Origin of the sequence: Actinomyces sp., from assembly GCF_030530635.1 — a bacterium.
GTDB lineage: Bacteria > Actinomycetota > Actinomycetes > Actinomycetales > Actinomycetaceae > Actinomyces.
Genome location: NZ_JAUMUL010000006.1, coordinates 43,611 through 56,520, shown reverse-complemented (window position 1 = coordinate 56,520; position 12,910 = coordinate 43,611). Strand labels below are relative to the sequence as shown.

Annotated in this window: 14 protein-coding genes and 2 pseudogenes; 3 read left to right on the top strand and 13 right to left on the bottom strand. The window is 66.0% G+C overall.

All coding sequences use genetic code 11. The features are described 5' to 3' along the window. The first annotated feature begins 24 nt into the window (after positions 1-24). Positions 25-429 (top strand): hypothetical protein, encoded by a 405-nt coding sequence (locus Q4A20_RS03045; protein ID WP_303120145.1) that lies wholly within the window; start codon positions 25-27, stop codon positions 427-429. A gap of 101 nt (positions 430-530) precedes the next feature. Here Q4A20_RS03045 and Q4A20_RS03040 read toward each other — a convergent pair whose 3' ends face one another. The 3 genes from Q4A20_RS03040 to Q4A20_RS03030 all read right to left on the bottom strand — a co-directional run bounded on the left by Q4A20_RS03040 (position 531) and on the right by Q4A20_RS03030 (position 1,412). Further along, complete coding sequence (locus Q4A20_RS03040; protein ID WP_303120143.1) at positions 531-902, bottom strand: type II toxin-antitoxin system death-on-curing family toxin; 372 nt, start codon at positions 900-902, stop codon at positions 531-533. Beyond that, on the bottom strand, positions 899-1,096 hold the full coding sequence (locus Q4A20_RS03035; protein ID WP_303120198.1) for a CopG family transcriptional regulator: 198 nt from the start codon (positions 1,094-1,096) through the stop codon (positions 899-901). The genes Q4A20_RS03040 and Q4A20_RS03035 overlap by 4 nt, the downstream gene beginning before the upstream one ends. Before the next feature lie 67 nt (positions 1,097-1,163). After that, complete coding sequence (locus Q4A20_RS03030; RefSeq protein WP_303120140.1) at positions 1,164-1,412, bottom strand: hypothetical protein; 249 nt, start codon at positions 1,410-1,412, stop codon at positions 1,164-1,166. A 79-nt stretch (positions 1,413-1,491) separates the two neighbouring features. On the opposite strand from Q4A20_RS03030, the gene Q4A20_RS03025 reads away from it, so the two are divergent. After that, positions 1,492-3,078 (top strand): xylulokinase, encoded by a 1,587-nt coding sequence (locus tag Q4A20_RS03025; protein WP_303120137.1) that lies wholly within the window; start codon positions 1,492-1,494, stop codon positions 3,076-3,078. 59 nt (positions 3,079-3,137) lie between these two features. Here Q4A20_RS03025 and Q4A20_RS03020 read toward each other — a convergent pair whose 3' ends face one another. Next, positions 3,138-3,539, bottom strand: coding sequence for a hypothetical protein (locus Q4A20_RS03020; protein WP_368502415.1), 402 nt, complete (start codon positions 3,537-3,539; stop codon positions 3,138-3,140). A gap of 88 nt (positions 3,540-3,627) precedes the next feature. Between Q4A20_RS03020 and Q4A20_RS03015 the strand changes: the two are divergent. Continuing rightward, positions 3,628-3,852: pseudogene (locus Q4A20_RS03015) on the top strand (RNA-binding S4 domain-containing protein); the annotation flags it as partial. Between the two features lie 216 nt (positions 3,853-4,068). On the opposite strand, the gene dnaE reads toward Q4A20_RS03015, so the two are convergent. From dnaE to Q4A20_RS02970, 9 genes and pseudogenes are all read right to left on the bottom strand, one after another. Next, positions 4,069-7,683, bottom strand: a complete 3,615-nt coding sequence (dnaE, locus tag Q4A20_RS03010) for a DNA polymerase III subunit alpha (protein ID WP_303120135.1) — start codon at positions 7,681-7,683, stop codon at positions 4,069-4,071. A gap of 10 nt (positions 7,684-7,693) precedes the next feature. Then, entirely contained in the window at positions 7,694-8,254 is a 561-nt protein-coding gene (locus Q4A20_RS03005; protein ID WP_303120132.1) for a GNAT family N-acetyltransferase, read from the bottom strand. An 82-nt stretch (positions 8,255-8,336) separates the two neighbouring features. Next, positions 8,337-9,257 carry an RluA family pseudouridine synthase gene (locus tag Q4A20_RS03000; protein WP_303120129.1) on the bottom strand — a complete coding sequence of 307 codons (921 nt, stop codon included), beginning with the start codon at positions 9,255-9,257 and terminating at the stop codon, positions 8,337-8,339. Further along, entirely contained in the window at positions 9,254-9,898 is a 645-nt protein-coding gene (gene lspA / locus Q4A20_RS02995; protein WP_368502414.1) for a signal peptidase II, read from the bottom strand. Before lspA ends, Q4A20_RS03000 begins: the two co-directional genes overlap by 4 nt. 140 nt (positions 9,899-10,038) lie before the next feature. Further along, the gene (locus Q4A20_RS02990) at positions 10,039-10,647 is read right to left on the bottom strand and encodes a DivIVA domain-containing protein (RefSeq protein WP_303120192.1); all 609 of its coding nucleotides are present in this window, start codon (positions 10,645-10,647) and stop codon (positions 10,039-10,041) included. Positions 10,648-10,811: 164 nt separating this feature from the next. Further along, a pseudogene (locus Q4A20_RS02985) lies at positions 10,812-10,979 on the bottom strand (DivIVA domain-containing protein); the annotation flags it as partial. A gap of 226 nt (positions 10,980-11,205) precedes the next feature. Further along, complete coding sequence (locus Q4A20_RS02980) at positions 11,206-11,499, bottom strand: YggT family protein (protein WP_303120126.1); 294 nt, start codon at positions 11,497-11,499, stop codon at positions 11,206-11,208. A gap of 14 nt (positions 11,500-11,513) precedes the next feature. Then, positions 11,514-11,975 (bottom strand): cell division protein SepF, encoded by a 462-nt coding sequence (locus Q4A20_RS02975; RefSeq protein WP_303120123.1) that lies wholly within the window; start codon positions 11,973-11,975, stop codon positions 11,514-11,516. A 124-nt stretch (positions 11,976-12,099) separates the two neighbouring features. Further along, positions 12,100-12,909, bottom strand: coding sequence for a polyphenol oxidase family protein (locus tag Q4A20_RS02970; protein ID WP_303120120.1), 810 nt, complete (start codon positions 12,907-12,909; stop codon positions 12,100-12,102). Position 12,910: the final 1 nt, after the last annotated feature.

The following is a 12,910-nucleotide window of genomic DNA, read 5'->3' as shown; positions in this document are numbered from 1 at the left end:
TCGCTTGGTGACTACACGGTCGCTGTGGCCAAGCATGGCACGGGCGCGTCGGGAGCGCATGAGTTTCCCGGTGCCGAAGATGCAGCCCTGGATGAGATCGCACGCGGCTGTTGGCACTGGGCGAGCGTCGACGGCGCTACCGGCGTCGGCACCCAGACCCGGGAGGTAATCGGCGCCGTCGTCGCCGACGCCGAGGCTCCGGGAATCGCCGCCCGGATGCGTGCGGGAGCCGCGGACCTGCATGCGCGCACCGGCTGGACGACGGGATTCTGGATGCGGCTCACTACCAAGATCCGCCTTCGGGCGACGGCTTCACCGTGCACGCACTCGGGCATGCGACCCTTGCCTTCACCTTTGCCAACCGCGCCGGCAGCCATTCCGGTACGGCCCTGGCGGGTGGGCGCGGAAGCATTGCCCGTGCCTAGATGAATACGCTGCTGGACCGGGCCGTACGCGCCAGCCGGGACAAAGACACGGTTGGCCGACCTGCGCGCCCCGGCCCGGGCCACCGCTACTGCCGGGCTGAACCGTTAAGGCACTCCATTCGCATTCAGCCAGCTTGCTATCTGCTGCCACTCGACTCGCCCCGCAGCAACGTCGACCACGTGGTCATAGGCCTCGTCATCATCGACGTCCAGTTGCACGCCGTTGAGTTCCAGGAAAACGACCATGCAGAGCCACCCGAGCCGTTTGTTCCCATCGACCAACGCGTGGTTGCGAACAAGCGATTCCAGGAGGACGGCCGCCTTCGCCGCCAAAGTCGGGTATGCGTCGTGTCCGTAAAGAGTGGTTGTTGGCCGCTGCGCCGCGGCGGCCAACAAACCCAGATCCCGCACCTCCCGTACGCCGAGGTCGGCGGCGAGTGCAAGTAGGTCTTCCAAGTCGAGGAAACGTACCGTCACTCACCGAGCCTCCGCAGGAGATCGGCGTAACGGGTCCGAGTCTGCTCGGAAAGCTCGGCCAGCCGTTCCTGATGCAGGTGGCGCTCAGCCGTCTCCACAATCGCGCGTGCGGCGGCCTCCTGCTTGGAGATGTTCTGGGACGCGGCCAGCTCTCTGAGGAGTCGGTCCTGGCGCTCGTTCAGCCGCAGAGTCATAGCCACTCAATAATGATACCAGTTTGGTGTCACGATCCGAGTGCTGCCGGGAGGCCGTCCCTTATCGTCACCCGGCACCTTCCGTCGCATCCCGCCGATCGACGATGTGCACGGGTCCCTGCAGGCCGCATTCCCGCAGGGCGGCGTTGAGGGCATCCGCGAGCACTCCCAGGCGCGCATCAGTCAGGCCATCGGCATCGGCCAGGAACAGCCAGTCGACCTCGGGCGCTGGGGCATGCAGGTTAAACCCGGCCCACCGCCCACGATCCGTCTCCCACAGTGAACGTTCACAATTAGTGGCCGGTCCCACTATCATGGCGCCCATGGGACCGCCCGGGCGCGACGTCGCACCCGGCCGGAAGGCAGCAACACACCAATCAGCAACGGAGCGCCGCATGACCGCAGCAACGACCCCTGCCAACATCGACCCGGCCCGCACGGCCCTCGGCGTTGAGTTCGGCTCGACCCGTATCAAAGCCGTACTCACTGACCCCACCGGCACCGTACTGGCAGACGGGGGCTTCACCTGGGAGAACGAGCTAGTCGACGGCGTTTGGACCTACTCGATGGACGCGATCGTCGCCGGTCTACAGGCAGCGTACGCCCAACTGGCCCGCCAATATCGGGAGCGCTACGGCACACCGCTTTCCGAGGTAGGGGCAATCGGCGTCTCCGGCATGATGCACGGATACCTCCCCCTGGACGCCAACGGTGAACCGCTGACGGCATTCCGGACCTGGCGCAACACCTTCACCCAGGGCTCCTCCCGCGAGCTGTCTGAGTTGTTCGGGCTGAACATCCCGCAGCGCTGGTCCATCGCGCACCTGCACCATGCCATCACCCGTGCTGAGGAGCACGTGGACCGCATCGCTCACCTGACCACACTGGCCGGCTACGTCCATCACCGGCTCACCGGGAAGCACGTGCTGGGCGTAGGCGAAGCCTCCGGCATGTTTCCCATCGGCCCGGACGGGCGCTCCTTCGACGCCGACATGCTGGCCTCCTACGACCGGCTGGTCGACGTGCCGTGGCATCTGGCCGACATCCTGCCGGAGATCGCTGTGGCCGGCCACGGTGCCGGCCAACTCACCCCTGAAGGCGCCCGCCTGCTTGATCCCACCGGCACACTCCGGGCGGGAGTGCCCCTGTGTCCGCCGGAGGGTGACGCCGGCACCGGCATGGTCGCCACTAACTCGGTACGCCCCCGCACGGGCAATGTTTCCGCCGGCACTAGCGCCTTCGCCATGATTGTGCTGGAGCGGCCCCTGCGCAGCCTGGTCGAACAGATCGACCTGGTGGCCACCCCGTGCGGAGCCCCGGTGGCCATGGCGCACTCCAACAACTGCACCTCGGATCTGAATGCCTGGGTGGAGGTCTTTTCTCAGTTCGCCGACGCCATCGGCCGGCCCATCCAGCGCGGCCCGATATTCGACATCCTCCTGGACGCCGCCGCCGGGGGCAATATGGACGACGCCGGGGTTCTGTCATACAACTTCCTGTCCGGTGAACACCTGGTGGGGCTGGCCGAGGGCCGACCGCTGGTCGTGCGCCACCCGGAGGGCACGCTGTCGCTGTCCGGACTGATGCGCGCCCATCTGTTCGCCGCCTTCGCCTCAATGGCTTACGGGCTGAAGATCCTCAAGCAGAGCGCGGACGTCCCGATCGATTCGATGTTCGCCCACGGCGGAATCTTCAAGACACCCGAAATTCCTCAGCGGGTATTGGCCGCGGCCTTCGACACTCCGGTTTCCGTCGGACAGGCCGCTGCCGAGGGCGGCGCCTGGGGCATGGCCCTGCTGGCCGGCTTCCTGCTGTGGGGTGAAGGAACGCAGTTGGCCGACTACCTGGAGCAGCGCATCTTCACCGATCTGGAAGTCACCACCATCGTCCCCACACCCGCGCAGGTCGCGGAGTACGCGCGCTACCTCGAACGTTTCGTTGCCGCTCTGCCGTTGGAAGAGGCCGCCGTCCGGGTTCTTTGAAGTCTCGGGAATACCTCCGCCACGGTGACCCTTCCTGGAGACTACCCTCCCAGGCCCGGTCAGTCTCGGCCCCAGTGCTCCCAGCACACGCTGCGCTCGGGGCCCGCCCAGGCGTCGTCGTCCGTGCCCACCTCGCCCTTGGCACGATTGATGACCAGCGCCGGCAGGCTGGGCTCTCCGCGTTCCGCGCAGTCATGACCGAGCATGTGCAGCAGCGGGCCCATGTGGCGAGGCAGGACGGTGCCACCGATCGCCTCGCTGAGCTCACCGTAGGTGATGACCCCACGGTGCGCGGCAACGTCGATCAGCACCTCGCGGGCACGCGCCACGGCTTCGGCCAGCCGCGGCGTCAGCGTGTACAGGCGCTCCCCCACGAGGTAGCGCTCCCCCACGGCCAGCGCGAGTTCTCCTCCCGCAAGAGGCTCGGGCTCGGGCAATGCCCCACACACAGACGATGACACCCATCCATCCTCCCAGATCCTGATGCAGACGCAGGCCGAGGCAGGGCGCGCGGCTGCGAATACCGTGCGGCCCTGCCAAAATGGGCGCATGTCTGCTTCCGCGTTCCCCTCCGTTGCCGTCTCCGGCGAAATCAAGCTCGGACAGTTCCTCAAGCTCGCAGGCCTGGTGGAGGATGGGGCCGAGGCCCGCATAGCCATCCAGTCCGGCGACGTCATGGTCAACGGAGAGGTTGAGACCCGACGTGGACACCGCCTGGTCGGCGGCGACGTCGTCGTCGTGGACTTGCCGACGGGAGCGGCCGGCGCCGTCGTAATCGCGGCGCCTGGTGGACCTGTCCCCACCATCCGCAGCGCACCTGACACGACGCCGGAAGGACCTGTGGTTGTAGGCAGCCGAGCATCCCGGACCGCGGAGGTCTCTGGCGCACGCAAAAGCTCGTAGTAGGGTACAAAAGGTCGCAGCAGGCCGGGAGTCAGTGGAGTTGGGCGTTGTCTTGCCCACGGTCCGCGACGTCAACACCTCAGCAAGTCAGCGCTTCAGGCAACCAGGTCCCAGCAACGCCTTGATGTCGGAGTAGAAGGCCGCGGAGGCCTCCACCCGCAGGGAGTTGTCCAGTTGCGTACGCACTTCCCGCCCGGGACTCGTCAGAGTCAGGCGCACGGTCGACATCCCGGGGTGCTTCTCCAACACCGTCTTGAACTGCTCCACCAGCGGGCCGGTGCAACGGTTCGTGGGCAGGGTGATGGTGACCGCCTCGTGCGTGGAACTCGAGACATCCGGAACCGTCATCTCCTGCGCATACAAGGCGACCTGACCGTCGCGCCGGTTCAGTCGGCCGCGCACAGTAACCACCGTATCCGGAGCCAACATCGTGGAGACCGTCTGGTAGGTGGACGGGAAGAACAGCGCCTCCATGCTGCCGCCGAGGTCCTCGATCTGGGCGATCGCCCACAGGTTGCCCTGCTTGGTGGTCTTGCGAGTCAACGCGGTGATCAAGCCGGCAATGGTGACCATGGCACCGTCGGGCCGGTCATCGTCCTCGATCAGATCGGAGATCTCGGTGTCGGCCAGCTTGGCCAGGGCGCTCTCCAGCCCGAGCAGCGGATGATCGGACACATACAGGCCGAGCATGTCGCGCTCATAGGCGAGCTTGTCCTTCTTGTCCCACTCCGGCAGGTCGGGGACCTCCGAGGAGAAGACCGGACCGGAGCCGAAGCCGGCAGCGGCGTCGCCGGTCCCCTCCCCCATGAGGGAGGCGAACAGGTCGAACTGGCCGGCGGCCTCGTTGCGCTTGACCCCGATGATCTCGTCGACGAACTCCTCATGACAGGCCTGCAGCGCACGCCGGGACTTGCCCAGCGTGTCGAAGGCGCCGGCCTTGATCAGGGAGTCAATGGTGCGCTTGTTGCACACCACCGCCGGGACCTTGTCGAGGAAGTCTTCGAAGCTGGTGAAGTCGCCCTTGTCCTCACGGGCCTGCACGATGGCCTCGACGACGTTGGCACCGACATTGCGCACCGCACCGAGTCCGAAACGCACGTCCTCCCCGACGGCGGAGAACTGGGCGCGAGAGGCGTTGACGTCCGGTGGCAGCACCCTGATGCCCATGTGCCTGCACTCGCCCAGATAGACGCCGAGCTTGTCCTTGTTGTCCTTCTGGGAGGTCAACAGGGCGGCCATGTACTCGGTGGGGAAATGCGCCTTGAGGTAGGCGGTCCAATAGGACACCACGCCATAGGCGGCGGAGTGCGCCTTGTTGAAGGCGTACTTGGCGAACGGGACCACCACGTCCCACAGCGCCTTGACCGACTCCTTGGAGAAACCCCGCTCGACCATGCCGGCCTCGAACTCGACGAACATCTTCTCCAGGATGTCCATCTTCTTCTTGCCCATGGCCTTGCGCAGGGCGTCGGCCTTACCCATGGAGAAGCCCGCCAGATCCGTGGCGATCTTCATGACCTGCTCCTGGTAGACGATCAGGCCGTAGGTCGTGCCCAGGATCGGCTCCAGGGCCTCCTTGAGCTCGGGGTGGATGGGGGTGATCTCCTGCAGACCGTTCTTGCGCAGGGCGTAGTTGGTGTGGGATTCCGCACCCATGGGGCCCGGCCGGTACAGGGCGCCGACGGCGGAGATGTCTTCGAAGTTGTCTGGCTTCATCAGCCGCAGCAGGGTGCGCATGCCGCCGCCGTCCAGCTGGAAGACTCCCAGGGTCTCGCCGCGGGCCAGCAGCTCGTAGGTGGCCTTGTCGTCCAGCTCGACATGATCGATATCCAGCGGTTCCTTGCCGTTGGCGATGATGTTGTCCAGAGCGTCGGAGATGACCGTGAGGTTGCGCAGCCCCAGGAAGTCCATCTTCAGCAGGCCCAGGTGTTCACAGGTGGGGTAGTCGAACTGGGTGATGTAGGCGCCGTCCTGCAGGCGCTGCATCATGGGGATGATGTCGGTCAGCGTCTGACTGGACATGATCACGGCACAGGCATGTACGCCCCACTGGCGGGTCATGCCTTCCAGACCGCCGGCCAGTTCCACGATCTTCTGCGCGTCCGGATCCTCCGCGTGTAGATCGCGGAAGGCCTGCGCCTCCCCGTAGCGCGGGTCCTCGGGGTTGAACATGCCCTTGATGGTGATGTCCTTCCCCATGATGGTCGGCGGCATGGCCTTGGTGAGCCGGTCACCGACGGCGTAGGGGTAGCCCATCACGCGGGAGGAGTCCTTCAGAGACTGCTTGGCCTTGATGACGCCGTAGGTGACCACCTGGCTGACACGGTCGTCCCCGTACTTCTGCTTGACATACTCGATGACCTCGTCGCGCCGACGCTCGTCGAAGTCGACGTCGATATCCGGCATGGATATCCGCTCGGGGTTCAGGAAGCGCTCAAAGATCAGGCCGTGGTTGAGGGGGTTGAGTTCGGTGATGCCCATGGCGTAAGCGACCATGGAGCCGGCGCCGGAGCCGCGCCCGGGCCCCACTCGGATGCCGTGATCCTTGGCCCAGTTGATGTAGTCGGCCACCACCAGGAAGTAGCCGGGGAAGCCCATCTGCACGATGACGCCGATCTCGTACTCGGCCTGCTTGCGGCACTCCTCCGGGATGCTGCCGTGGAAGCGCCGGTCCATGCCCTTCCAGCATTCGCTTATGAACCAGGACTCCATGGTCTCCCCCTCGGGCACGGGGAAGACCGGCATGAAGGAGGCACCTTCATCGACGGTCTGGAAGGTGACATTGCACTGCTCGGCCACCAGCAGCGTGTTATCGCAGGCCTGGGGCATCTCCTTGAACAGGGCGCGCATCTCGCGGCCGGGGCGCAGGTAGTAGGTGTCGCCGTCGAACTTGAAGCGGTCCGGGTCCGACAGTACCGAGCCGGAGTTGATGCACAGCATCGCGTCCTGAACGGTACGGTCCTCGGGGCGCACGTAGTGGGAGTCGTTGGTCGCCAGCAGGGGGGCGTCCAGAATCTCGGAGATCCGCAGCAGGTCCTTGACGACGCGCCGCTCAATCTCCAGCCCGTGGTCCATGAGTTCGACGTAGAAGAAGTCCTTGCCGAAGATGTCCTGCAGCTCGCCGGCGGCGCGCAGGGCCTCATCCCACTGGCCCAGGCGCAGACGGGTCTGCACCTCGCTGGACGGGCAACCGGTGGAGCCGATGAGGCCACCCGCGTAGCGGGACAGCAGTTCACGGTCCATACGCGGCGCCTTACCCCACTGCCCCTCCAGGGAGGCGTAGGAGTCCAGGCGCATGAGGTTGTGCAGGCCCTCGTCGTTGCGGGCCAACAGAGTCATATGCGTGTAGGAGCCACGGGCGGAGACATCGTCGGAGCGCTGGGACTCCTCCCCCCAGAACACGCGGGTCTTGTCGAAGCGGGATGTGCCCGGCGTCATGTACGCCTCCACCCCGATGATCGGCTTGATGCCGGCCTGCTTGGCCGCGGCGTAGAACTCGTAGGCGCCGAACATGTAGCCGTGGTCGGTTATGGCCAGGGCGCGCTGCCCCAGCCGCTTGGCCTCGGCGACGTAGTCCTTGATCTTGCCGGCACCATCGAGCATGGAGTAGTCGGTGTGCACGTGCAGGTGGACGAAGTCGTCGTGGGGCTCCTTGCCGTCCGCCTGCTCGCCTGCCGTCTGCGGGCCGCTCATGTCTGCCATGCGGCTCATCTTAGGAGCGATGCAGGGTCCGGACCATGTCCTGATGCCAGATGTCGGCATCCAGGTAGCGCTCGCCGGTGAGCACCCGGTAACCGCAGCGCCGGTAGAAGTCCATCGCCTGCTCCTGCGCCGCGAGTAACACCGTGATCTCACCGCCTTCTGCAATGGTGCGTTCCAGCGCGGCCTGTTCGACAGCAGCGACCAGCCGCGCGCCCAGCCCGATACCGCGGGCGGCCCGCCTGACTGCCAGGCGTCCCAAATGCGCCTGCCCGGGGTGATCGGAGTCGAACAGTAGGCGCGCTGCGCCCAGGGGGGCGCCATCGGAGCCGGAGGCAAGCACGTGAATAGTGGTGGCGGCGAAATCACGGGCGTCGATCTCCAATGCCAGAGGGACGTCCTGCTCGCCTACGAACACCTCTAGCCGCACGTCTGCCAGCCCGCGTCGCAGGGCGTCCAGGGCGGGGTCTGCATCGTCTCCGCGGGCGGTGGCGAAGGAGATCGGCTCGACAACGGTGCGCAGAGGTGCAATCCGCAGGGGCGGATGGCCGTTGAGGATCGGTTCGTGGAGCACGCTTGACCTCCAGTGAGCGCGGTAGGGCCATGTACAGCGTAGCTCCCCTTCCACGCTTCGGTTTCAACCGATCTCAGCGAACTCAAGGCAAACGCACGACCTCCAGGGCGTGGGCGAGGTCTTCGGGGTAGTCGCTGTTAAAGGTGAGTCGCCGCCCGGTAATCGGATGGGCGATGGTCAGCTCGGTGGCGTGCAGCCACTGACGCCTCAGGCCGGTATGAGCCGTCAAGGCCGGGTCCGCGCCGTAGGTGGCATCGCCTACGCAGGGGTGGCCGACAGCGGCCATGTGCACGCGGATCTGGTGAGTCCGACCGGTCTCAAGATGAACCTGTGCCAGGCAGACGCGGGGCATGGCCTCTATGACGTCGTAATGGGTGATGGACTCGCGACCACCATTGATGATCGCCATCTTCCACTCGCGCCCGGGATGGCGGCCGATGGGGGCGTCGATCGTTCCCGAAGTGGGGTCCAGATGCCCCTGCACCAACGCGTGGTAGACCTTATCCACCGTATGCTCTCTGAAGGCGCGCTTGAGCACGGAGTACGCGCGCTCCCCCTTGGCGACGATCATGACGCCGGAGGTGCCCACGTCCAGCCGGGAGACGATGCCCTGGCGCTCGGCGGCTCCTGAGGTGGCCACGCGCACCTGCATCGCCTTCAGTGCGCCGAGCACATCGGGGCCATCCCAACCCACCGACGGATGCGCGGCGACGCCGGCGGGCTTGTCCACAACGACGATGTGCTCGTCCTCGTAGAGGATCCCCAGTCCGGACACGGGCGTGGATACGGGCTCTTGCGACCGGGATTCGGGCAGGTCAAGCTCAATCATGGCCCCCGCCGCCAGACGCTCCGACTTGTCTGCCACGACCCCGTCCAGGCGCACCCCGCCCTGGGCACACAACGTGCCGATCCTGGTGCGCGACAGGCCGGTCATGCGCGCCAGCGCGGCGTCCAGACGTTGCCCTACGAGTCCCTCCGGAACCGGCATCAGCCGCAGACTCACGAGCCGCGCTCCACGTGACGGCCCCTTGTTTCCCCGGTGCGGGTTCCGTCGATCTCGCGGCCGCGCAGAGACAGCGCCATAATGAATACGGCGCCGCTCACGATCGCGATATCGGCCACGTTCCCCACGAACCAACCGCCATAGTCGATGAAGTCAATGACGTGCCCACGCAGCACTCCGGGGGCGCGGGCCAACCGGTCGATGAGATTTCCCACCGCACCCCCCAGTACCAGGCCGAGCGCGGCCGCCCACCAGGTTGACCCCAGACGCCGGGAGGCGCGGATGATCACCACCGTCACAACCGCAGCGACGATGGAGAAGATCCAGGTCTGGCCGGTGGCGAAGGAGAACGCGGCGCCGGGGTTGCGTACCAGGACCAGAGTCAGCCAGTCGCCCAGCAGGTTTACGCGGTGCCCATCAGACAGGGTCGCCACCGCCGCCGCCTTGGTCAGCTGATCGACCACCACCACTGTCGAGGCCAGAGCCCATAGGAACACCGAGTGCCGTCGCCACTTAGACTCCGCAGCCCCCGGCCTCCGCGGATCGCCCGTATCCGCCGCTTCTGCCGTTTCCGGAGCCTGGGCTGGTGAGGCCGCCACGGAGGGCCGGATCGGCGTGACGGGTTCAGGAGTGTCGCTCATGTCATTCACGGGAATCGTCGGATCGCTGACAGCACGCCTACGCAGCGCGACGACTCACCCACTCGGGGCGACGGTCAGGAATGAACCATCGCCCCGAGCTGGGGGGCACCGCGACGTCGAACGGCGCAGAGGCGTAAGCGTTACAGACTCGGCGTGGCCGACTCGTTGCCGTCCTCGACCGTAGTGAGCAGATTGTGCAGGTAGCTCTTGAGGCGAGTGCGGTAGTCGGACTCGAAGCGGCGCAGCTCGTCGATCTTGTGCTCCAGGCCGGAGCGCTCCTTCTCCAGCTGGGCCAGTGTGCGGTTGCGCTGGTCCTCGGCCTCGCGAACCACCTGTTCGCCGGTGGCACGCGCCTCAGCGATGATGCGCTCGCCCTCGGCCCGGCCGTTGGCGACGTGCTCATCGTGCAGGCGCTGGGCCAGCTCGAGCATGCCGGAGGCGGCAACCGGCTCCTGAGACCCGTCGGCGACCTGGGCAACCGGAGCGTGCGTGATGACGGGCTCGACCACCGTCGTCTCCTGCGCGGAGACCGGTGTCGGCGCAGCCTGAGCGCCTTCGCCAAGCTCAGAGATGCGTGCGTTGGCGGCCTCGAGCTTCGACTTCAGGTCGGCGTTCTCGGCCTCAAGCTGGCGCATGGACTCGACGACCTCGTCGAGGAACTCGTCGACCTCGTCCTGCTCGTATCCCTCGCGGAACTTGGTTGCCTGGAACTTCTTATTGAGGACGTCGTCTGCTGTCAGCAGCGTCATAGTCGTCACCTCGGTGTCGTTACGGTAGATGCCACGAGCACCGGATAACCGGCGACTCATGCGGACAGATTACCTGAACTCCAGGTTCAGGCCACTTTCGGAGGCGCATGTCACGCGCCCGGTGTCACACCCCCCAACCCCTCCATAGGTGCGGTGGCGCGTTCCAAACGCGCCACCGCGGCGTTGGCGGACACCAGTTCATCCTCGAGATAACGCATGGAGTCGATGACTTCGTCAAGAGACTCGTCGACCGCATCCTGCTCGTACCCCCCGCGGTGTCTGGTCATCGGGAGCTTCTTGTTGAGGACGTCGTCTGCTGTCAGCCGCGCCATAGTCGTTACCTCGGTGTCGTTACGATAGATGCCACGAGCACCGGAGGACCGGCCCTCGTGGATGAACGATACCTGAACGCGAGGTTCAAGCACATTCAGAACGGCATGTTGCGCCAATGGCGTCACACCGGCGTTACTCGAGCACGCCTGGAATCACGATACCATTTCATTTCCGCAGGCGTCGTTCTGTCACTGTGATGTTGTACTGTCTCCCGAGACCTCTGCCTCATACCAGCAGCAGGAGCAGGCGCTGGATGATGGAGATGCCGAACCACAGCACCAGGAAGCTCAGATCGATACCAACGCCCCCCAGCTGCAGCAGCGGCACGAAGCGGCGTATCTGCCGCAGCGGTGGGTCGGTGAGGCCGTACACGATGTTCGCCAAGACCAGTACCGCGCCGGTGGGCCGCCAGCTGCGGGCGAATATCTGGACCCAGTCCAGCACCACCCGGATCAGCAGGACCAGGACGTACAGGTTGAGCAGACTCGCAACGATACTGACGATTGAAACGGTTACCAATGTTGGAGACCCAGTCAGCTCTGGTTGAAGAAACGTCCGTGGGCGTCCTCGGAGTCATCGCCGTCGTCAATGGCCACCGACGTCGGGGTCAGGAGGAAGACGCGCGGCGTGACCCGCTCAATGGCCCCGTGCAGGCCGAAAACCAGCCCGGCAGAGAAGTCGACCATACGGCGGGCATCCGATTCGCTCATGTTGGTCAGGTTGACGATTACCGGCACTCCGTCTCGGAAGGCCTCACCAATCACCCGTGCCTCGTTATAGGTCGAGGGGTGCACCGTGACGATCCGGCGCAGATCGGGCGTTGCCGCTTCTTCGAACTGGGCCTCGTACACGTTGGTGTCGGCATCGGGCTCGGCGTAGTCATCCGCCAGGTCCCGGGTGAAATCGACGTGGGCGGCCTCGGGGGTCTCGGCGTAGTCCTCATCAGCAGGCTCGGAGTAGCCGAGGAAATTGGTCATTTTGCGCAGCGCGCTCATGGGTTGCTCCTTGTCCGTCCGGATCCCGCGGCCCGGACGTGGTTGACGGTATCGGCAGGGAGCAGTCGCGCGGATGATTCGCCGCGGCGTGTCATCAGATGGGAAGTCAGCAGCGTCCCATTCTTCATCTGAGCATCGGCACAACGACCCCCGCCTGCCGACCGGTTACGCCGCTATGACGGTAGGAGAACAAGTCGCCGTCCTCATAGGTGCACCGACGCACGTCGAGGATGTGGCGCACCCCGGCATGCTCCAGTTGCGCGGTTACGCCGGCGGCCAGGTCGATACCGGGGGTGCCCCAGCGCGTGGTGCTCGCACAGGCGGGCTCGGCCTGTGCCGCGGCATCATGCAGGTCGGCACCCACCTCATAGCAGGCGCCGCAGATCGACGGTCCGATGGCGGCCCAGATGTCCGATGGCTCCGCGCCCGCGTCGACCAGGGCGCCCACCGCGGCCGGGACAATGCCTCCCAGCAGGCCGCGGCGTCCGGCATGAACCGCAGCGACGACTTCGCCCCCGGCTCCCGCCAGCAGCAGTGGCACGCAGTCGGCCACAAGCACGGCCGCCGCCGCCGGCAGCGGCGCCCGTCCGACGTCGGGCTCGGCGTAGGTCGTGGAACGGATGTCTAGTACTAGGGCGTCCGCGGTGGGTACGGCGTCAGTCACGGCCCCGGCAACACTGGCCGAGTGGACCTGATTCATCCAGGCGATGCCCTCCCGGCCATCGACGCCCGGAGTCGCTCCTAGTTCCCGCGCCAGCCGGCCACGGTGAGACTCCACCCGGGCGGGGTCGTCACCGACATGGAGGGCGAGGTTGAAACCCGCATACGGGCCGCCCTCCCGCCAGGGCACCGGACCACGAGTGGTGAAGTAGCCACTTGCGCCAGGACCGAGATCGACGGCGAGCAATGAGCCGGTGAGGGCCTCCTGATCCACG

Coding starts and splice junctions, on each gene's coding strand:
- Q4A20_RS03035 (WP_303120198.1), bottom strand. CDS start 1,096: ATGACTCTGCGGCTGAACGAGCGCCAGGACCGACTCCTCAGAGAGCTG.
- Q4A20_RS03030 (WP_303120140.1), bottom strand. CDS start 1,412: ATGATAGTGGGACCGGCCACTAATTGTGAACGTTCACTGTGGGAGACG.
- Q4A20_RS03025 (WP_303120137.1), top strand. CDS start 1,492: ATGACCGCAGCAACGACCCCTGCCAACATCGACCCGGCCCGCACGGCC.
- dnaE (WP_303120135.1), bottom strand. CDS start 7,683: ATGGCAGACATGAGCGGCCCGCAGACGGCAGGCGAGCAGGCGGACGGC.
- lspA (WP_368502414.1), bottom strand. CDS start 9,898: ATGAGCGACACTCCTGAACCCGTCACGCCGATCCGGCCCTCCGTGGCG.
- Q4A20_RS02990 (WP_303120192.1), bottom strand. CDS start 10,647: ATGACGCTGCTGACAGCAGACGACGTCCTCAATAAGAAGTTCCAGGCA.
- Q4A20_RS02975 (WP_303120123.1), bottom strand. CDS start 11,975: ATGAGCGCGCTGCGCAAAATGACCAATTTCCTCGGCTACTCCGAGCCT.